Genomic DNA, 20270 nt, shown 5'->3' with positions numbered 1-20270 from the left:
TCCAGTCGTGAGTATGCGGCCGCGTTTGCCAGCGCGAGGAGGCGTCTGGCGCCGGCGAATCAGGCGTCCTGGCGCAGCCACTCCAGCCGGGTCGAAGCACCGGCCTCGCCGAGATGCTGCTTCAGCACCGGCAGCGCGGGCGCCAGCATCTGGTCGAACTGCCACGGCGCATTGACGATCAACAGCCCGCTGCCGGTCAGGCGCAGCGGCGAGTCGTCCGGGCGCACCTGCAGCTCGGCCACCAGCACCGACTTGGCCGGCAGCGTGGCAGCCTTGCGCATGAAGGGCTGCAGGCTGCGGCGCAGCTTGATCGGGTACCACACCATGCAGATCGCCTGCGGCCAGCGCGCCAGGGTCTCGCGCACGCTGTGGATGACCTGCGGGTACTCGGCATCCTGCGATTCGTACGGCGGGTCGATCAGCACCAGCCCGCGGCCGATCCTGGTCTCGCCCGCGCGTGGCGGCACGAAGGCGCGAATCGCCTCGTAGCCATCGCCGGCATGCACGCGCACGCGGCTGTCCCTGGCGAACAGGCGCTTGAGCGCCTCGGCCTCTTCCGGCTGCAATTCGCAGAACGCCATGCGGTCCTGCTCGCGCAGTGCCTGCGCCGCCAGCAGCGGCGAACCGGGATAGTGGTTGATCTGGATGCCGGCGGTGGCGCGCGCCGGCTTCTGGCCGGGCGTGGCCGGGCGGGCGATAGTCTGATTGTCGGCCTGCACCGCGCGCAGATAGCGTTCCACCACCTCGGGCAGGGTCGACTCGGCCATCAGCCGCATCACCCCGGCATCGGCCTCGTTGGTCTTGCGGCTCTCTTCGCCGCCGAGCTGGTAGCGCCCGCGTCCGGCGTGGGTGTCGAGCACGAAGAACGGCGTGTCCTTGCGCTTGAGGGTGTCGATCAGCGCCAGCAAGGCGATGTGCTTGAGCACGTCGGCATGGTTGCCGGCATGGAAGGCGTGGCGATAGTTCATCGCGGCAGTGTACGGGCCGCGCCAGCATGCGGCTATGCTGCGCGCCATGTCCGAGTCCCCCGCCCGCGTGCTTGTCGTCGAAGACGAAGCCGCCATTGCCGATACCGTGCTGTACGCGCTGCGCAGCGAAGGCTATGCGCCCGAGCATTGCCTGCTGGGCCGCGACGCGTTGGCGCGGCTGCGTGCCGACCCGGCCGATGTGGTGGTGCTGGACGTGGGCCTGCCGGACATCAACGGCTTCGAGGTGTGCCGCACGCTGCGCGGTTTCAGCGATGTGCCGGTGATCTTCCTGACCGCGCGCAATGACGAGATCGACCGCGTGCTCGGCCTGGAACTGGGCGCCGACGACTACATGGCCAAGCCGTTCTCCCCGCGCGAGCTGGTGGCGCGGGTGCGCGCACGGCTGCGTCGACGCAACCAGGCCGCCGTGGCGGAGCCGGGCTGGCAGCCGCATGGCGCGTTTGCGATCGATCGCGAGGGCAGCCGCATCCGCTACGGCGATGCGCTGCTGCCGCTGACCCGCTACGAGTACGCGCTGCTGTCGGCGCTGTTGCAGCGCCCCGGTGCGATCCTGAGCCGCGCGCAGCTGATGGACCGCGGCTGGGACGCCAGCGCCGACAGCGCCGACCGCACCGTCGATACCCATATCAAGACGCTGCGCGGCAAGCTGCGCCAGGCCGGCGTACCGGCCGACCCGATCCGCACCCATCGTGGCCTCGGCTACGCGCTGGAGCTGTAGCCATGGGCGAGTGCAGGCGTGCTGTTATGCAGGCAGGGGCCTGAGATGCGGCTCGGTCTCAAGCTGTTCCTGGGCTTCTTTCTGATCGTCGGGCTGGCCGCGTTCTTCGTGATGCGGGTGTTCGTCAACGAGGTCAAGCCGGGCGTGCGCCAGGCGATGGAATCCACGCTGGTGGACGCGGCCAACGTACTGGCGGAAATGGCCAGCGGCGAGCTGGCTGCCGGCAGCATCGCCAGCGGCAGCTTTGCGCGCAACGTGGCGCAGGCGCAGCGGCGCGACCCCAAGGCCTGGGTGTGGCGGTTCCGCAAGAACGATGTGGCCTACCGCGTCACCGTGACCGACGCGCGCGGGGTGGTGGTATTCGATTCGCTGGGCCGTGACGTGGGCCGCGACAACTCGCGCTGGAACGATGTCTATCGCACCTTGCGCGGCGAGTACGGCGCGCGTTCCAGCCCCGAGGTCGATGGCGACCCGACCGCCACGGTGATGCATGTGGCCGCACCGATCTATGCGCCGAATGACCCGGGCACGTTGATCGGCGTGCTGACGCTGGCGCAGCCCAATCGCAGCATCGATCCGTTCATCGAGGCCAGCCAACGCAACATCCTGCAGCGCGGGGCCTGGCTGATCGGCATTTCCGCGCTGATCGGCATCGGGATGACCTGGTGGCTGATGCGCGGGATCGGCCGGCTCAATCGCTACGCACAGGCGGTGAGCGCGGGCCTTCCGGTGCCGCCGCCAAAACCGCGCGGCGATGAAATCGGCGACCTTGGCCAGGCGCTGGAACGCATGCGGCGCAAGCTTGAAGGCAAGGCCTACGTGGAGCAGTACGTGCAGTCGCTGACGCACGAGATGAAGAGCCCGCTGGCGGCGATCCGCGGGGCGTCCGAACTGTTGAGCGAGCCACTGCCGGAAGCCGATCGCCAGCACTTCGTCGCCAGCATCCGCGCCCAGGAGCTGCGCCTGACCGAAACCATCGACAAGCTGCTGGCGCTGGCCGAGGTGGAGCAGCACGGCTGGTTGCAGACGCGCGAGCGCGTCGCGGTGGCCGGCCTGCTGCAGGCGGCAATGGACGCCGTGCTGCCGCGCGCGGCAGCGGCCGGCGTGCGGCTGGACAGCGATGCCGGCTCCGACACGGCGCACGGGCAGTATGTGCTGGGCGATGGGTTCCTGCTGCGCCAGGCGCTGATCAACCTGCTGGAAAACGCCATCGCGTTTTCACCGCAGGGCAGCACCATCCAGTTGCGTGCGCAGGTGCTGAAGGGGCAGGTGCAGCTGGTGGTGCAGGACCGCGGCAGCGGCGTGCCGGACTACGCACTGGAACGGGTGTTCGAGCGGTTCTATTCGCTGGCCCGCCCGCAGACCGGACAACGCAGTTCCGGCCTCGGCCTGCCGTTCGTACGCGAAGTCGCGCGCCTGCACGGCGGCGAGGCGACACTGGACAATCGGGACGGTGGCGGTGCGATCGCGACCCTGCGCCTGCCCATCGGCTAGGCGCGGCTGACAAACCGTAGCGAGCAGTCGTCAGGTGGGTGCGGACGGCGCGGAGCAACCGGAGTGGACCAGTGGTACGCGAAGATTCCGCGCGCCGTCCGCGCCCGCCCGGCGGCTACGCAGTAGGCAGCTCTGGACCGCATTGCATGCCAGATGTGCACAGGCCGGAGCCGATGGCGCCCGCATCGCGGTGCACTGAAGCGGCATGCGCCAGGGCACATGCCGCCTCCGTGTCGGCCGCGCATCACGGTGCGCAGCCGCTGTGTGCTAGTGCACCACGTCGGCCACCATGACGTCCTTGGCGACCACCGACCAGGACAGCTTGCCAAAGCCCTTGTTGCCCCATTCGGTGCCCCAGCTGTTTTCGACGATCAGCCCGTCGCTGTCGTACCCCAGCGCGACCACCGCGTGCCCGCCCAGGATCGGCGTCTTGATGTCGTAGTCGACCTGGTTCTTCGGCGTGAGGTCTTCAAACCCCTGGCGGACATAGAAGCCGATGACCACCGGCGTGGACGAGGCCAGCGCGAGTTTGATCTGTTCAATCAGGGCCCGCCCGCCATTGCCGTCGCCCGAGTACAGCACGGTGTACTTGCGGTACGGCGTGGGGTTCTTGGCAGCGTTGGCGCGGTCGGCTGCGGTGGGCGGATTCTTCCAGTTGTAGTTGCCCCACGAGTAATGCTGCTCGGTATCGATGCCCTGCGCCAGCGCGACGTCCAGCGGCGCTTCCAGCGTGGAGCCATCATCGACGCCGTTGTTGACCTGGCTGTAGAGATACATCGGGGCGAAGCGGGTTTGCGCCTGCTTGCTGGCGTTGGCGTACCAACCGGTCAGGGTGTGGGCGGTTGCCCATGACGCACATGATCCCACCTGGCCCTGGTCGCCTGGCGCGATGGCCCAGGCAGTCAGGTCCACCGTGGCGGGCAGGGGTCTGGCGGCGCTGGCAATGCCGAACAAGGGCGTGACCGGCTGCATCAATGACGAGGGTTTCAGACCCATCCCGTGCATTGCCGCCTGTGCGGCGGCGGAGGACAGGCTCAGGGCAGCGAGCAGGCAGAGGCTGAGTGAACGTTGCTTGTTCATGGAAGGCAAACTCCAGGCGAAAGAGGAATGCAATGGTGCGCACTTCTGGAACCACGGCCGGCAGGCGGGCATACGCGTGCGACACCGCCGATGCGGCGCGCAAGTTGAAGGAGGACGCGGCGAAACGACGGCACTGGAACGCCGTGATCAATACAGACTCGAAAAAAGCGATGGCCCCGTGATGCGCAACTGCACGCGCATCGTTGCGCCTGGCGGCCAGGCGCGCGCCGGTGATGCGAAACCTTGGCGATGCAACGGAAGCACGTCCTGGGCCTTGGTTGCAGTTTTGCAGGGCGAACACTGCATTTCCTAACTGGGTCACAGTGCCGGTCGCCGATCCTGCCGATCGCCCACTTCACATTCGCTTCAAATTCGCCTCAAACCCCCGACACCGGCGCATCGCACCCTGGCCACCTCCCCGAATGAGGATGGTCGATGAAATCCCTGAAACTGTTGTTGCGCTTCGCCACCATTGGCGGATTGATCCTGTTGCTGCTGATTCCGTTGCTGTTGATCCGCGGCACCGTGCAGGACCGTGCGCGTTACCGCGACGAAGCGGTGGAGCGGGTGGCGCAGAGCAAGGCCGGCGAGCAGCAGTTCATCGCGCCGGTGCGGGTGCTGCCGTTTACCGAGGATGTGCAGGTCACCGAGCCCGACGAGCAGGGCAATCCGCGCAAGGTCTGGCGCAAGCGCGACGGCCAGTTGCTGCAGACCCCGCGCACGCTCAGCCTGAGCGGCGAGTTGACCCCGTCCGAGCGCAGGATCGGCCTGTTCCGTGTGCAGGTGTATGCGTGGAAGGCAAGGCTCAAGGCCGAGTTCGAGCCGTTCGCGTATCCGGCCGTGGACGGTCGTCGCTATGGCCAGCCGCATCTGGCGGTGGGTATTTCCGATGTGCGTGGCCTGGTCGGCACGCCGAGCCTGCGCGTGGACGGGCGCACACTGCCGCTGGAGAGCGGGGCAGGCGGCCTGGCGGCGCGCTCGGCCGGTATCCACGCCGATCTGCAGCCGCTGGGCGATGCGCTGGCCGGCACACTGGGCGAGGGCAATCTGGTGGAGATGTCCTTCGTGCTGGACGGCACCCGCAGCCTGGCGATCGCGCCGATTGCCGACAACAACGACATCGCGCTGCGCTCGGCCTGGCCGCATCCGCTGTTCGGCGGGCGCTTCCTGCCCAATGCGCCGACCATCGGTGCGCGTGGTTTCGATGCGAGCTGGTCGTTGTCCTCGCTGGCCACCGGTGCGCAGACCCAGCTGCAGTCCAGCCAGTCATCGCTGGATACGCTGCAAGTGCAGCTGGTCGACCCGGTGGACGTGTACACCCAGGCCGACCGGGCCAGCAAGTACGGCATCCTGTTCGTGGTGCTGACCTTCGTGGCGTTCGTGTTGTTCGAGCTGATCAAGCGTCTGCCGATCCATCCCCTGCAGTATCTGCTGGTGGGGCTGGCGCTGGCGATCTTCTTCCTGTTGCTGCTGAGCCTTTCCGAGCACATCGCGTTCTGGCAGGCGTACCTGGTGTCGGCCGCGGCGTGTATTGGCCTGCAGTTCTTCTACCTGTCCGGGGTGTTGCGCAGCTGGGCGCGCGCAGCCGGGTTCTCGGTGCTGCTCACTGCGTTGTACGGGGTGCTCTACAGCCTGTTGATCTCCGAAGACAACGCGCTGCTGATGGGATCGCTGCTGCTGTTCGGCATCCTGGCCAGCATCATGTGGGTGACCCGCAAGCTCGATTGGTACGAGCTTGGCAACAGCCTGCGCTGAGGCCGGCATGTTCGCTCACGCACGGCTGTACCGGCGGGCGCAGCGCTTGCTGCCCGCCGGGATTGACACGGTGGCGCTGCTTCCCGCAGCGCTGCCGCAGGCCTGGGAAGCTTCGCCGTTGTCGGCCTTGCCCTTGCACCGCGACGGACGCCGCGGGGTGATCGGCCTGCGCCTGCATCCAGGCACCGCGCAGGCACTGCGCCTGGATGGCAGCCGATTCCTGCAGGCGGCACAGCGGCAGGACGTGCCGGCAGACAGCGCGCTTCAGCGTTGCTACGGGCCATGGCAGCGGTTGAGCAACGGCAGCTACTGGGCGCGCAGCACCGATGCACTGCGCGGCGTGCTGCTGGCCAGCGAGGAGGCGGCGGTGTGGTTGTTGTGGCAGCAGCCGGTGGCCCCGGCCGCGGTCAACGGCCGCTGGCTGCGCTGACCCACGGCAGCGCCGCGGCGCCAGGCTGGCTTACCATGGCCGGCATGAGCGGCTCCTCCCTGATCGTCGAAACGGTGCGCGGCACGCAGGTGCTGCCGCATCTGGCTGCGGTGGCGCAACTGCGCATCGCGGTGTTCCGCGCCTGGCCGTACCTGTATGACGGCGATGCCGATTACGAACGCGGCTACCTGGCCGCGTATGCGGCCTCGCCGGACAGCGTGTTCGTGCTGGCACGCGATGGCGATGCGGTGATCGGCGCCTCCACCGGGCTGCCGCTGCTCGACGACAGCGACGCCTTCCATGCGCCGTTCCGCGCGGCCGGCATCGATCCGGCCAGCGTGTTCTATTTCGGCGAATCGGTGCTGCTGCCGGCGTATCGCGGCCAGGGGATCGGCCACGCTTTCTTCGACCGGCGCGAGGCGCATGCGCGTGCACTGGGGCGCTTCGCGCTCACCGCGTTCTGCTCGGTGGAACGCGCGCAAGACGATCCGCGCAAGCCTGCCGACTACCGACCCAACGATGTGTTCTGGCGCAAGCGCGGCTATGCACCGCAAGCGGACATGCGCGTGCAGCTGGCGTGGGCGGAGTTGCAACACGGCGAGATCGACCACAGTCTGCGGGTGTGGACGCGGGCATTGCCGCCGTGACCGATTCGCTTCCTACGTCATCGATCCATCGCAACCAGGCCGCCAGATGAAAATTGCCGTCGCCAAATATCCGATCGGCAAACCCGCCGACTTCGCCGCCTTTGCCGCAGGCCAGTCCGCGCTGGTGGGCGAGGCGGCCGCCGCCGGCGCGCGCCTGCTGGTGCTGCCGGAATACCTGTCGCTGGAGTTGGGCGCGACATTCGGTACGCAGATTTCTGCCGGGTTGCCGGAGTCGCTGGCGGCGATCCAGGCGCTGCGTGCGCCGTGGCTGGAGCTGTTTGCCGGCCTGGCGCGCCGGCATCAGCTGCATCTGGTTGCCGGCAGCTTCCTGCTGGACCTGGGCCAGGGCCGTTACCGCAACCGCAGCGACTGGTTCACGCCCGACGGCCGGCACGGCTGGCAGGACAAGCTGCAGCTGACCGGCTTCGAAAAGGCTACCGGGCTGATCGAGCCTGGCGATGCGGTGAAGGTGTTCGAGCTGGATGGCGTGCGTGCAGCGATCGCGATCTGCTACGACAGCGAGTTCCCGCTGCCGGTGCGCGCGCAGTACGAGGCCGGCGCGCGGCTGCTGATCGTGCCCAGCTGCACCGACACCGCCGCCGGCGCGATGCGGGTGCGCGTCGGCTGCCTGGCGCGCGCGCTGGAAAACCGCATATTCGTCGCGCAATCGGTCACGGCCGGGCAAGCGCCGTGGAGCCCGGCGCTGGACGTCAATACCGGCGAAGCGGCGGTGTTCGCCCCGATGGATGTCGGCTTCCCGGCCGACGGCGTGCTGGCGCAGACCCAGGGCAGTACCGTGTGGGCGTATGCGGAGCTGGATTTCGCCGCCTTCGAGGCCAGCCGCGCGCAGGCCCAGGTCGCCAACGACCGCGATTGGGTCGGTCAATCGGGCGCTCACCTCGCGCGTGCCACGCTGGCCTCCTTCGACTGACGCGCGCGGCCATCCAGCCACTGCGGCGTGCATCGCCGCGCGAGCGCCGCCGTTGCCCGTGACCGGCACGCGTACGCTTCGAGCGTTCTGCGCTATTCCCTGATTCGTCACCCGCACCGCCCACCAGGTTCCCATGGCCAAGAAAACCCTGATTCCACACAGCGTCCGTCTCGAGTTCGCGCCCGGCGCGCTGGTGCACAGCAATCTGTCCGGCGCGGCGTTTACCGACGACTGGCTGTGGGTGGCCGGCGACGAGGCCTGCGCGGTGGATCGCCTGCGCAGGCTCGAGCCCGTGCAGCGCGAGACGCTGCGCTTCGGCCAGGGGCAGAGCTTTGCGCTGGCCGAGCTGCTGGACCTGCCGGGCGAGGCGGCCGAGGAGGCGGATCTGGAAGGCATGGCGCTCTCGGACGGCTACCTGTGGGTGGTCGGCTCGCATGGGCTCAAGCGCAAGAACGCCAAGCGCAATCGCGACGATGCCGACAACGCCAAACGCCTGACCAAGCTCAAGCTCGACGCCAACCGCCGCCTGCTGGCCTGCCTGCCGATCGAGCGCGATGCCGACGGCACCCCGCGCCTGGTGCGCCAAGCCGCCGATGGCCGTCGCGCGCTGCGGCTCAAGGGCGATGCCAAACACAACCAACTCACCGAGCTGCTGGCCGACGATCCGCATTTTGGCCCGTTCATGAAGATTCCCGGCAAGGACAACGGCTTCGACATCGAAGGCATCGTGGTGGACGGCGAGCGCCTGCTGCTGGGCCTGCGCGGGCCGGTGCTGCGCGGCTGGTCGGCGCTGCTGGAGATCCGCGTCCAGGCGCATGGCGACCACCTGCGGCTGGCGCCGCTGGACGAGGACGGCACGCTGCTGCGCAAGCACTTCCTGCAATTGGGCGGGCTGGGCATCCGCGACCTGCACTATTCCGGCGACGACCTGTACCTGCTGGCCGGCCCGACCATGGTGTTGAATGGCGAAATCCGCCTGTTCAAATGGCCGGACGCACGTACCGTGCTGGCTGCCAACCAGGCACCGGTGCGCTTTCAGCACGAGTTGCTGGAATCGGCGGTGTTGCCGCACGGCACCGACAGCGACCGCGCCGAGGCGATCTGCAATCTTCCCGGGCACCTGGCCGGCGACACGCCCAGCTGGCTGGTGCTGTACGACGCGCCAGGCCGGGCGCGCAGCGGCGGCGATGACGTGGTCTACGGCGACCTGTTGCGCAACCGCTGAGCCGCGTGCGGGCAGGTCCGTGCTGGTCAAGGTAAAATCGGCCGATCCCCGTTTCGCCGAGCGCTCCATGACCTGCCGCACCCGCTTTGCCCCCAGCCCCACCGGTTACCTGCACATCGGCGGCGCCCGCACCGCGCTGTATTGCTGGCTGGAGGCGCGCCGTCGCGGCGGGCAGTTCGTGCTGCGCATCGAAGACACCGACCGTGAGCGCAGCACCCAGGCCGCGATCGACGCCATCCTGGAGGCGATGGACTGGCTGGGCCTGGACTATGACGAAGGCCCGATCTACCAGACCCAGCGCGTGGCCCGCTACCAGGAGGTGGCCGAGCAACTGCTGGCGCAGGGCAAGGCCTATTACGCCTACGAAACCCGCGAAGAACTCGACGCCATGCGCGAGGCCGCCATGGCCCGGCAGGAAAAGCCGCGCTACAACGGCGCCGCCCGCGAGCAGAACCTGCCGTACCGCGACGACCCCAACCGGGTCATCCGCTTCAAGAACCCGGTCGGCGGCACGGTGGTGTTCGACGACCTGATCAAGGGCGTCATCGAGATTGCCAACAGCGAGCTCGACGACATGGTGATCTTCCGCCCGGACGGCTTCCCCACCTACAACTTCGCGGTGGTGGTGGACGATTGGGACATGGGCATCACCGAGGTGATCCGCGGCGATGACCACATCAACAATACCCCGCGCCAGATCAACATCTATGAGGCGCTGGGTGCACCGGTGCCGAAGTTCGCGCACATGCCGATGATCCTGGACGAGCAGGGCGCCAAGCTGTCCAAGCGCACCGGCGCGGCCGACGTGATGCAGTACAAGGACGCCGGCTACCTGCCGCATGCGCTGATCAACTACCTGGCACGTCTGGGTTGGTCGCACGGCGACCAGGAGTTGTTCAGCCGGCAGGAATTGCTCGACCTGTTCGACGTCAAGGACGTCAATTCCAAGGCCGCGCGCCTGGACATGGCCAAGCTGGGCTGGGTCAACCAGCATTACCTCAAGACCGACGACCCGGCCAGCATCGCCCCGCAGCTGGAATACCAGCTCGCCCGGCTCGGCATCGATGTGGCCGCCGGCCCGGCCGCCGCCGACGTGGTGGTGGCACTGCGCGAGCGCGTGCAGACCTTGAAGGACATGGCCGAAAAAGCCGTGGTCTGGTACCAGCCGCTGGAAACCTACGACGAGGCGGCGGTGATGAAGCACCTCAAGCTGGGCGCGGAAGTGCCGCTGGGCAAGGCGCGCGAACTGCTGGCGGCACAGAGCGAATGGAGCGTGGAGACCGTCTCGGCCGCGCTGCACGACGCGGCCGCCGCGCTGGAGCTGGGCATGGGCAAGGTGGCCCAGCCGCTGCGCGTGGCCATCACCGGCACCCAGGTCAGCCCGGACATTTCGCAGACCGTGTACCTGGCCGGACGCGAGGGCGCCTTGAAACGCATCGATGCCGCACTCATCAAGATAGGGGCGGGCTGACCGCCGGAGCCTGTATGACCAAGCATACGCACACCCAGACGCACGATCAGGAACATGCCTGCACAGCCCCGCATCACCATGTCGACGATGCCAACGGCTTCGTACGCGCAGTGGAGCGTGCCTGCAGCGAGCGCGGCCTGCGGCTGACGCCGATCCGCGCCAATGTGCTGCGGCTGATTGCCGACGCCGGCAAGCCGGTCAAGGCCTACGAGTTGCTGGACTGGGTGCGCGAAGGCAAGGGCGTCGGTGCCGACGCCCCGCCCACGGTGTACCGCGCGCTGGATTTCCTGATGGCCAACGGCTTCGTGCACAAGCTCGAATCGGTCAATGCCTTCGTCGCCTGCCACCACCCCAACAGCGCCCAGCACTCGGTGCCGTTCCTGATCTGCGACCGCTGCCACAGCGCGGTGGAGCTGGAAGACCGCGAAGTGGTGGCGCAACTGGAAGCGCGCGCCAAGGCGCTGGGTTTCCAGCCGCAGGCGCAGACCCTGGAAGTGCATGGCCTGTGCGCCAAGTGCGCGGTGGCCGAGTAAGGATCGCCAGCCAAAACGCAAGGCGGTTCACTTAGAGCGGCTGACAAAACCCGACGTGCGAGTGCCATGCGCGCGCATCAGCGAGGTCGCTAGCGACGCATCGCTTAACCCAAGGTATCAGACACCACCGCGCATCACGCCGCGGCGTCGGTCTTGCTGCCATAGCCCGCCAGAAACAGGGCGACCGCGCGCTGCGTCGCCTCGCGCAGATACGCGGGCGAGGGGTTCTTGAGTGCGCCGAACAGGCAGGGCATCAGGGTTTCCGCCTCCAGCAGCCCGCCGAACTGCCTGGCCGCGATCAGGACGTCGGCGCAGCGGATCACGCCGCGATCCATCTGCGTCTGCAGATAGTCGGCCATGCGCTGCACACCTTCTTCCGGGCCGGAATTGAAGAACAACGCGCCCACGTCCGACCGCCCCGACACGCCGATGATGGTCTGCCAGATGGTGATCGAGCTGGGCGCGCACAGGAAGCTGAGGATGTCCTCGCCGAAGCGCTGCAGGGTCTCGGCGACCGGGCCGTTGCTCTGCGAAAGCGCGTCCAGCAGCGGGTCGATGTAGCGGTCGGACATGTCCTTGGCAAACGCCACAAACAGCTCATCCTTGGACGGGAAATAGCCGTAGAGCGTGCGCTTGGAGCCGCCGACGCGGGCGGCGATCTGCGACATCGAGGCGCCTTCGAAGCCCAGTTCGAGGAACACCTCGCTGGCCGCCTGCACGATGGCGTCGCGTTTTCCTTCGGTTCTGACCCGCATCAACTGACTCCCTTGGGCAGTTAAGTATACCGACTGGGCAGGAATGCTTGACGTCCACGGATGCGCTCATTAGGATACCGAACCGTACCGTTTAGATTTAACCATCCTGCGTTCCGTCGGAGACCTCCAGTGCGTCCTCATGCTTCGTTTCGCCTGCCCCTGCTTGCTGCTGCCGTTGCAGCTACCCTCCTGCTCAGTGCCTGCGGCAGCCCGCCGGGCGGACCGCCGCCGGCGGAGGGCATGCCCGAAATGGGCGTGCTGACCGTCAGGCCGCAGCCGGTGACCCTGACCACCGAGCTCCCCGGGCGCACGGTTCCCTACCTGATCGCCGAAGTTCGCCCACAGGTGGGCGGCATCGTGCAGTCGCGCCAGTTCACCGAGGGCGGCGACGTCAAGGCCGGGCAGACGCTGTACCAGATCGATCCGGCGACCTACCGCGCCAGCTATGCCAGCGCCCAGGCCACCCTGGCCAAGGCGCAGGCCAACCTGCGCACCGCCAGGCTCAAGGCCGAGCGTTACACCGAACTGGTGCAGATCAAGGCGATCAGCCAGCAGGACGGCGACGACACCGCCGCTGCACTGGGCCAGGCCGAGGCCGACGTGGCGGCCGGCAAGGCCAGCGTGGAAACCGCGCGCATCAACCTGGCCTTCGCGCGCCTGGACGCGCCGATCTCCGGCCGCATCGGCCGCTCCAGCGTCACCCCGGGCGCCTTGGTGACCGCCAACCAGGCCACCGCGTTGACCACCATCCAGCAACTGGACCCGATCTACATCGACGTCACCCAGCCCAGCGCGGCCTTGCTACGCCTGAAGCAGGCGATGGCGCGCGGCGAGCTGGAGAAGGCCGGCGACGATGCGGCCAAGGTGTCGCTGCTGCTGGAAGACGGCAGCACCTATCCGCTGCAGGGCCACCTGGCGTTTTCCGATGTCACCGTCGACCAGAACACCGGCTCGATCACCCTGCGCGCGGTGTTCCCGAACCCGAATGCGGAGTTGTTGCCGGGCATGTATGTGCGCGCGGTGCTGCAGGAGGGCATCAAGGAGCAGGGCGTGCTGGTGCCGCAGCAGGCGGTCTCGCGCAATGGCGCCGGCAAGCCGACCGCGTTCGTGGTCGGTGCCGATCACAAGCTGCAACTGCGCGTACTGGACACCGACCGCGAAGTCGGCGACCAGTGGCTGGTGCGCAGCGGCCTGAAGGCCGGCGAGCAACTGGTGGTCGAAGGCGTCTCGCGCGCCCGCGACGGCATCGAGGTCAAGACCGTGCCGTGGCAGCCCAAGGGCAAGCCTGCCGCCGGTGCTGGCAATGCTGCCGGCACGCCTTCCGCCCCGACCGCACCGCGTGCGGCCAACTGAGGCGGGATCACACGTCATGGCACGCTTCTTCATCGATCGTCCGATCTTCGCCTGGGTGTTGGCCATCATCGTGATGCTGGCCGGCATCCTGTCCATCGCCACCTTGCCGATTGCGCAATACCCCAGCATCGCGCCGCCCGCCGTCGCCATCACCGCCAACTATCCGGGCGCCTCGGCGCAGACCCTGGAAGACACCGTCACCCAGGTCATCGAGCAGAAGATGAAGGGGCTGGACCACCTCAGCTACATGGCCTCCACCAGCGAATCCAGCGGTGCGGTGACCATCACGCTGACCTTCGACAACGGCACCGACCCGGACACCGCGCAGGTGCAGGTGCAGAACAAGTTGTCGCTGGCCACGCCGTTGTTGCCGCAGGAAGTGCAGCAGCAGGGCGTGACGGTGACCAAGTCGGCCACCAACTTCCTCAACGTGCTGGCCTTCACTTCCGAAGACGGCAGCATGAGCGATTCGGACCTGTCCGATTACGTGGCTGCCAACGTGCAGGAAACCATCAGCCGCGTCGAAGGCGTGGGCGACACCACCTTGTTCGGCTCGCAGTACGCGATGCGGGTATGGATGGACCCGAACAAGTTGAACAACTTCAGCCTGACCCCGGTGGATGTGCGCACCGCGATCCAGGCGCAGAACGCGCAGGTGTCGGCCGGCCAGCTGGGCGCGTTGCCGGCGGTGCCCAACCAGCAGCTCAATGCCACCATCACCGCGCAGACCCGGCTGAAGACCGCCGGGGAGTTCGAGAACATCCTGCTGCGCACGCAGTCCGATGGCTCGCAGGTGCGCCTGCGCGATGTGGCACGCATCGAACTGGGCAGCGAGAGCTACAACACGGTGGGCCGCTACAACGGCAAGCCGGCAGCCGGTCTGGCGATCAAGCTGGCCACCGGCGCCAATGCGCTGGATACGGTGCGCGCGATCGACAAGAGCCTGGAAGAGCAGGAGAAATTCTTCCCGCCCGGCATGAAGGTGCAAAAGCCGTACGACACCACGCCGTTCGTGCGCATCTCCATCGAGCAGGTGGTGCATACGCTGATCGAAGCGGTGGTGCTGGTGTTTCTGGTGATGTACCTGTTCCTGCAGAATTTCCGCGCGACCTTGATTCCGACCATCGCGGTGCCGGTGGTGTTGCTCGGCACCTTCGGCGTGCTGGCGGCGTTCGGTTTCACCATCAACACGCTGACCATGTTCGCGATGGTGCTGGCGATCGGCCTGCTGGTGGACGATGCCATCGTGGTGGTGGAAAACGTCGAACGCGTGATGGGCGAGGAGCAGTTGTCGCCCAGGGACGCCACGCGCAAGTCGATGGACCAGATCTCCGGCGCGCTGGTCGGCGTGGCTCTGGTACTGGCCGCGGTGTTCGTGCCGATGGCGTTCTTCGGCGGTTCCACCGGTGTGATCTACCGGCAGTTCTCGATCACGATTGTTTCTGCCATGACCTTGTCGGTGCTGGTGGCGATGATCCTGACCCCGGCCCTGTGCGCCACCTTGCTCAAGCCGGTGGAGAAGGGCCATGGTCTGGCGACCACCGGCTTCTTCGGCTGGTTCAACCGCCTGTTCGATCGCGGCAACACCGGCTACCAGGGCGTGGTGCGGCACATGCTGGGCAAGGGCTGGCGCTACATGCTGGCCTATGCGGTGTTGCTGGCGCTGGTGGTGTTCGGCTTCATGAAGCTGCCGGTGGGCTTCCTGCCGGACGAGGACCAGGGCACGCTGTTCGTGCTGGTGCAGTTGCCGCCCGGTGCCACCGATGCGCGCACCGGCGAGGTGCTCAAGCAGGTGGAGCATCACTTCCTGGTCGATCAGAAGGACTCGGTTGCCGGCATCTTTGCCGTCTCCGGTTTCAGCTTTGCCGGTACCGGCCAGAACGTGGGCTTTGCCTTCGTCAAGTTGCGGCCGTGGGACGAGCGCACCGGCAAGGGCCAGAGCGTCACCGACGTGGCGGGCAAGGCCGGTGCGTTCTTCAGCACCCTTCGCGATGCCAAGGTGTTTGCGTTCGCACCGCCGGCGGTGTCGGAGCTGGGCAATGCGACCGGCTTCGACCTGATGCTGCAGGACCGCGCCAACCTCGGCCACGCCGCCTTGATGCAGGCACGCGATCAACTGCTGGCCGAGCTGTCGCAGGACAAGCGGCTGGTGGCGGTGCGCCCGAACGGGCAGGAGGACACGCCCGAGTTCAAGCTGGAGATCGATTCGCACAAGGCGCAGGCCATGGGCGTGTCGATCGCCGATATCAACAACACCTTCTCCAGCGCCTGGGGCAGCACCTACGTCAACGACTTCATCGACAAGGGCCGCGTCAAGAAGGTGATGCTGCAGGCCGATGCGGCGTACCGCATGAATCCGCAGGACATCGACCGCTGGTTCGTGCGCAACAGCGCCGGCACGATGGTGCCGTTCAACGCCTTCGCCACTGCCAGCTGGCAATCGGGCTCGCCGCGGTTGGAGCGTTACAACAGCGTGCCGTCGGTGGAGATCCTGGGCATGGCGATGCCCGGTGCGGCCTCCAGCGGCGAGGCGATGCAGATCGTGGAAGCGGCGGCGGCCAAGTTGCCGCCGGGCATCGGCTACGAGTGGACCGGGTTGTCGCGGCAGGAGAAATCCTCGACCGGCCAGACCGGCTTGTTGTACGGGTTATCGATCCTGATCGTGTTCCTGTGTCTGGCCGCGTTGTACGAAAGCTGGGCGATTCCGTTCTCGGTGATCCTGGTGGTGCCGCTGGGCGTGTTCGGCACGCTGCTGGGCGCGATGCTGACCTGGAAAATGAACGATGTGTACTTCCAGGTAGGCCTGCTCACCACGATTGGTCTTGCATCGAAAAACGCGATCCTGATCGTGGAATTTGCCAAGGAACTGCACGAAAGCGGCAAGAGCCTGGTCGCAGCGGCACTGGAAGCGGCGCGCATGCGCCTGCGGCCGATCCTGATGACATCGCTGGCCTTCATCCTGGGCGTGGTGCCGCTGGTGCTCGGCAGTGGTGCCGGTGCAGGCGCACAGCACGCCTTGGGCACTGCGGTGATCGGCGGCATGTTGTCCGGCACGATCCTGGCGATCTTCTTCGTGCCGTTGTTCTTCGTGCTGATCAGCGGCGTGTTCAAGCGCCGCGCACAGCCCACTTCGCCCGCACCGCAACCGGCAGGACACTGAGATGACACCGATCCGCATGACATTGACCGCGATGGCGGTGGCCGGCGTGCTGTCCGGATGCACCCTGATGCCGCGCTATGCACGGCCCGACGCACCGGTGCCCGAGCGTTTTGCCGGCACCGAGCTCTCGACGGCATCCGACGCCGCCGCTGCCGCCAGCCCCGATCCGGCGGTCGATATCGCCAACATCGGCTGGCGGCAGGTGTTCACCGACCCGGCGCTACAGCAGGTGATCGCGCTGGCATTGGAGAACAATCGCGACCTGCGCGTGGCCGCGCTCAACATCGAGGTGGCACGTGCGCAGTACCGGGTGGAGCGCGCTGCGCTGCTGCCCGCCGTGCAGGGCACCGGCACCGCCAATAACGCGCGCACGCCGTCGGAGCTGACCATTCCAGGCCAGCCGCAGGTGTTCCGGACCTACAGCGCCAACATCGGCGTCAGTGCGTACGAGCTGGATCTGTTCGGGCGTGTGCGCAGCCTCAAGGAACAGGCGCTGCAACAGTTCCTGTCCACCGCCGAGGCACGCCGCAGCGCCCATATCAGCCTGGTGGCCGAAGTGGCCACCGCCTATCTGACGCTGGCGGCCGATCAGCAGTTGCTGCAGCTGGCGCAGTCCACCTTGAGCAGCCAGGGCGACAGTTATCGCCTGCAGCAACGCAGTTTCGAGCTGGGTGTGGCTTCGCAGCTCACCTTGCGCCAGGCGCAGACCACGGTGGAAACCGCGCGCGTGGACGTGGAGCGCTATACCGCGCAGGTGGCGCAGGACCGCAACGCCCTGGTGCTGCTGGTCGGCACGCAGCTGCCGGCGGAGCTGTTGCCGCGGGCCTTGCCCGACGGCGCCAGCGTGGACGGCAACGTGCTGGCCAGCGTGCCGGCCGGCTTGCCGTCGCAGTTGCTGCAGCGTCGCCCGGACATCCTGGAGGCCGAGCGCAACCTGCGTGCGGCCAATGCCAACATCGGAGCGGCGCGCGCGGCGTTCTTCCCTAGCATCAGCCTGACCGCATCGACCGGCTCGTCCAGCAGTAGCCTGTCCAACCTGTTCGATTCCGGCACCCGCGCCTGGAGCTTCGTGCCCACGCTGACGCTGCCGATCTTCAACGCCGGGCGTAACCGCGCCAACCTGGACATGGCCAAGGCCAACCGCGACATCGAGGTGGCGCAATACGAAAAGGCGATCCAGAGCGCGTTCCGCGAGGTTTCCGATGCGCTCGCGCAACGCGAGACCCTGGGCCGGCAATTGCAGGCGCAACAGGCCCTGGTCGATGCCACCGCCGACAGCTACCGGCTGTCGCAGGCGCGCTTCGAACGCGGCGTGGACAGCTACCTGCAGGCGCTGGATGCGCAGCGCTCGCTGTACAGCGCGCAGCAGAGCTTGATCACCACGCAGCTGTCGCGCTTCACCAATCTGGCGACGTTCTACAAGGCGATGGGTGGTGGTTGGCTGCAATCGGCCGAGCCGGCGGTGGCGACGACTGCGACGGGGCAGCCACGTGGATGACGCCGCTGCCGAACCGCCAGCACCCAGGCATGCACCGCACGACAAACGTGGTGCGATTCTGCGCGCGGCAGGCGAGCTGTTTCCACGCCAGGGCTTCGACAGGACCAGCATGGACAGCATCGCCGAGCGCGCAATGGTGTCCAAGGCCACGGTGTATGCGCATTTCGCCTCCAAGGAGGTGCTGTTCCGCACCACATTGGAGGCGCTGGCGCACCAATCGCCCAATCCCTGGGAGGCGCTGTTGAACATGCGCGGGCCGTTGCCTGTGCGTCTGCTCGCCATCGCCGATGCGGTCGTGCGCATGGCGGCCAGCAATGCACTGGGCGATGCCGCGTATGGACTGGTGCGGCCGCCGGCACTGCCCGGCCAGATGCGCGAGGAGATGTGGACGCTGGGCTTCGAACGCTACGACACCACGATGCGTGCGGTGCTGGCGCGCGAAGTGGAGCAGGGCAGCCTGGTCATCGACAATCTGCCGGATGCCTCGGTGCATTTCTTCGGATTGATGACCGGAATGCCGGCCAATGCGGCGCTGCGTGGCGACCCATTGCAGGCACCGGCCGCCACGCCGCACGCGTATGTTGCCAGTGCGGTGGCGCTGTTCCTGCGCGCGTATCGGCCGCAATCGCCAGCGGTGACGACGGCAGGCAAGCGCGAGGTGCCGAGCGGGTTCTAGCGGCGGGGGCAGGCAGCGTGATGGATGGGGGGCGGTGGTGTCCGCGCTGGGCCTGGGCTGCATGGGCCTGAGTTATGGCTTCGGGCCGGCGACCGCGCGCAAGGTGTTCGCTCTGCACTTTCCCGGCACCACCAAGCGGCATCGCCTGGAAGAAAATCTGGGCGGCGCCGCATTGACCTTGAACAGCGAGGATCTTGCGCGCATCCAGCAGGCGCTGGATGCGGTGGTGATTGTCGGCGGGCGTTACAGCCCGGAGCGACAGAAGCAAATAACCCCAGCGATCAACTCGCCCAACCGACGCTGTTGTAGGAGCGTGCCCGCGCGCGATGGGGCTTTACCGATAAGCCCCGTCGCGCGCAGGCACGCTCCTACACGAGCATTCCAACGCACCAGAGCGTGCCGCAGTACGTCGGTCACCAGCCTCAAACCTGCCGCCAACCGGCGCTGTTGTAGGAGCGTGCCCGCGCGCGATGCAGCTTTACCGATAAGGCCTCGTCGCGCGCAGGCACGCTCCTACACAGACGCGTCAGCGCGCCGGATCGTGCCGCAGTGCGTCGATCACGACCTTGAGTGTGCTCGAGGTTTGGCGGCGGCTGGGGTAATAGGCGTAATAGCCGTCGAATGGGGCGCACCAGTCCTCCAGTACGCGGCGTAGCCGGCCGGCGGCGAGGTGCTCCAGCACCATGGTTTCCGGCAAGAACGCGAGTCCGCCGCCGGCCAGTGCGGCACGCAGCACCGCGCTGCTGCCGTTGAAGGTCCATTGCCCGTCCACGCGGACCTTGACCTCGTGCCCGTCCTTTTCGAAGTCCCAGACCAGCAAGCCGCCGTGGGTGGGCAGGCGCAGGCCGATGCAGTTGTGCCTGGCCAGGTCGGCCGGGACAGCAGGGATGGTGTGGTGCACGAAGTAGCCCGGCACCGCCACCACCGCCATGCGTTGCATCGGGCTGATCGGCACCGCGACCATGTCCTTGGCGACCTGATCGCCCAGCCGGATGCCGATGTCGTAGCGCTGGGCAACGATATCGGCCAGCCCGTAATCGACGGTGATCTCGATCCTGAGGTCAGGATAGTCGGGCAGCACCTGCGACAACGCTGGCCAGATGTAGGCGTCGGCGGCGTGGCCGGTAGTGGTGATACGGATGGTGCCGGCCGGCGTGTCGCGGAAGTTGGTGAGCGCGGACAGTTCGTGGTCGATCTCCTGCAGCCGCGGAGCCACGGTGTCGAACAGGCGTGCGCCGGCTTCGGTCATCGACACGCTGCGCGTGGTGCGGGTCAACAGGCGGATGCCCAGACGTGCTTCCAGTGCGCGCACGGTATGGCTCAGCGCCGATTGCGAGACGCCAAGCTGCGCGGCGGCGCGGGTGAAGCTGCCTTCGCGCGCCACGGCGACGAAGGCCTGCAGATCGTTGAGGTTTTCCCGCGCCATTGGTTGCGAATGCCGACTCCACCGCATGCCATTCATGCGGCTGCATCATGCGCGATGGTGCGTGATGGCTCCACACCCGGCGGGTCATGGCCGCATTGATGCGCTGTGTTTCTAGGTGCATGCGCTGCT

18 protein-coding genes, 1 other RNA gene and 1 pseudogene are annotated in these 20270 nt (G+C 67.3%); 15 read left to right on the top strand and 5 right to left on the bottom strand.

The window, feature by feature from the left end; translation table 11 throughout:
- Positions 1–59: 59 nt before the first annotated feature.
- Positions 60–968 carry a 23S rRNA (adenine(2030)-N(6))-methyltransferase RlmJ gene (gene rlmJ, locus H7A87_RS13365; RefSeq protein WP_119128033.1) on the bottom strand — a complete coding sequence of 303 codons (909 nt, stop codon included), beginning with the start codon at positions 966–968 and terminating at the stop codon, positions 60–62.
- A gap of 34 nt (positions 969–1002) precedes the next feature.
- On the opposite strand from rlmJ, the gene creB reads away from it, so the two are divergent.
- Both creB and creC read left to right on the top strand, forming a co-directional pair.
- Positions 1003–1707, top strand: a complete 705-nt coding sequence (creB, locus tag H7A87_RS13360; RefSeq protein ID WP_180496692.1) for a two-component system response regulator CreB — start codon at positions 1003–1005, stop codon at positions 1705–1707.
- Positions 1708–1752: 45 nt separating this feature from the next.
- Positions 1753–3201 carry a two-component system sensor histidine kinase CreC gene (gene creC, locus H7A87_RS13355; protein WP_119127888.1) on the top strand — a complete coding sequence of 483 codons (1449 nt, stop codon included), beginning with the start codon at positions 1753–1755 and terminating at the stop codon, positions 3199–3201.
- A gap of 4 nt (positions 3202–3205) precedes the next feature.
- Here creC and H7A87_RS13350 read toward each other — a convergent pair.
- Both H7A87_RS13350 and H7A87_RS13345 read right to left on the bottom strand, forming a co-directional pair.
- A non-coding RNA gene (locus H7A87_RS13350) (sX9 sRNA) lies at positions 3206–3281 on the bottom strand.
- A 187-nt stretch (positions 3282–3468) separates the two neighbouring features.
- A complete protein-coding gene (locus tag H7A87_RS13345) occupies positions 3469–4281 on the bottom strand; it encodes a C1 family peptidase (RefSeq protein ID WP_119127890.1) in 813 nt (270 codons plus the stop codon).
- On the opposite strand from H7A87_RS13345, the gene H7A87_RS13340 reads away from it, so the two are divergent.
- The 8 genes from H7A87_RS13340 (at position 4280) to H7A87_RS13305 (ending at position 11273) form a co-directional block, all read left to right on the top strand.
- Positions 4280–4594 (top strand): hypothetical protein, encoded by a 315-nt coding sequence (locus tag H7A87_RS13340; RefSeq protein WP_147421068.1) that lies wholly within the window; start codon positions 4280–4282, stop codon positions 4592–4594. The genes H7A87_RS13345 and H7A87_RS13340 overlap by 2 nt on opposite strands.
- Positions 4595–4716: 122 nt before the next feature.
- Positions 4717–6036, top strand: a complete 1320-nt coding sequence (gene creD / locus H7A87_RS13335) for a cell envelope integrity protein CreD (protein WP_119127892.1) — start codon at positions 4717–4719, stop codon at positions 6034–6036.
- Between the two features lie 7 nt (positions 6037–6043).
- Complete coding sequence (locus H7A87_RS13330) at positions 6044–6466, top strand: hypothetical protein (protein ID WP_119127894.1); 423 nt, start codon at positions 6044–6046, stop codon at positions 6464–6466.
- A complete protein-coding gene (locus H7A87_RS13325) occupies positions 6463–7113 on the top strand; it encodes a GNAT family N-acetyltransferase (RefSeq protein WP_180497027.1) in 651 nt (216 codons plus the stop codon). The genes H7A87_RS13330 and H7A87_RS13325 overlap by 4 nt, the downstream gene beginning before the upstream one ends.
- 46 nt (positions 7114–7159) lie before the next feature.
- Positions 7160–8044 carry a carbon-nitrogen hydrolase family protein gene (locus H7A87_RS13320; protein ID WP_119127897.1) on the top strand — a complete coding sequence of 295 codons (885 nt, stop codon included), beginning with the start codon at positions 7160–7162 and terminating at the stop codon, positions 8042–8044.
- 133 nt (positions 8045–8177) lie between these two features.
- Complete coding sequence (locus tag H7A87_RS13315) at positions 8178–9269, top strand: DUF3616 domain-containing protein (RefSeq protein WP_119127899.1); 1092 nt, start codon at positions 8178–8180, stop codon at positions 9267–9269.
- A 67-nt stretch (positions 9270–9336) separates the two neighbouring features.
- A complete protein-coding gene (gene gltX / locus H7A87_RS13310; RefSeq protein WP_026064278.1) occupies positions 9337–10740 on the top strand; it encodes a glutamate--tRNA ligase in 1404 nt (467 codons plus the stop codon).
- A gap of 14 nt (positions 10741–10754) precedes the next feature.
- A complete protein-coding gene (locus tag H7A87_RS13305; RefSeq protein ID WP_016902320.1) occupies positions 10755–11273 on the top strand; it encodes a transcriptional repressor in 519 nt (172 codons plus the stop codon).
- Between the two features lie 134 nt (positions 11274–11407).
- Here H7A87_RS13305 and H7A87_RS13300 read toward each other — a convergent pair whose 3' ends face one another.
- On the bottom strand, positions 11408–12028 hold the full coding sequence (locus H7A87_RS13300; RefSeq protein ID WP_104581861.1) for a TetR/AcrR family transcriptional regulator: 621 nt from the start codon (positions 12026–12028) through the stop codon (positions 11408–11410).
- A 129-nt stretch (positions 12029–12157) separates the two neighbouring features.
- Here H7A87_RS13300 and H7A87_RS13295 point away from each other — a divergent pair, with 129 nt between their 5' ends.
- The 5 genes and pseudogenes from H7A87_RS13295 to H7A87_RS21005 all read left to right on the top strand — a co-directional run.
- Positions 12158–13381, top strand: a complete 1224-nt coding sequence (locus tag H7A87_RS13295; RefSeq protein ID WP_104648088.1) for an efflux RND transporter periplasmic adaptor subunit — start codon at positions 12158–12160, stop codon at positions 13379–13381.
- A 16-nt stretch (positions 13382–13397) separates the two neighbouring features.
- Complete coding sequence (locus H7A87_RS13290) at positions 13398–16541, top strand: efflux RND transporter permease subunit (protein ID WP_119127901.1); 3144 nt, start codon at positions 13398–13400, stop codon at positions 16539–16541.
- A 1-nt stretch (position 16542) separates the two neighbouring features.
- Complete coding sequence (locus H7A87_RS13285) at positions 16543–18039, top strand: efflux transporter outer membrane subunit (protein ID WP_119127903.1); 1497 nt, start codon at positions 16543–16545, stop codon at positions 18037–18039.
- On the top strand, positions 18032–18715 hold the full coding sequence (locus H7A87_RS13280) for a TetR/AcrR family transcriptional regulator (RefSeq protein ID WP_104581865.1): 684 nt from the start codon (positions 18032–18034) through the stop codon (positions 18713–18715). Before H7A87_RS13285 ends, H7A87_RS13280 begins: the two co-directional genes overlap by 8 nt.
- 121 nt (positions 18716–18836) lie before the next feature.
- Positions 18837–18974: pseudogene (locus H7A87_RS21005) on the top strand (aldo/keto reductase); the annotation flags it as partial.
- 267 nt (positions 18975–19241) lie between these two features.
- Here H7A87_RS21005 and H7A87_RS13275 read toward each other — a convergent pair.
- Entirely contained in the window at positions 19242–20141 is a 900-nt protein-coding gene (locus tag H7A87_RS13275; RefSeq protein WP_119127904.1) for a LysR family transcriptional regulator, read from the bottom strand.
- Positions 20142–20270 lie beyond the last annotated feature (129 nt).

It is taken from the genome of Xanthomonas sp. CPBF 426, from assembly GCF_903989465.1.
Lineage (GTDB): Bacteria > Pseudomonadota > Gammaproteobacteria > Xanthomonadales > Xanthomonadaceae > Xanthomonas > Xanthomonas euroxanthea.
This window is presented reverse-complemented; position numbering and strand designations above follow the sequence as displayed.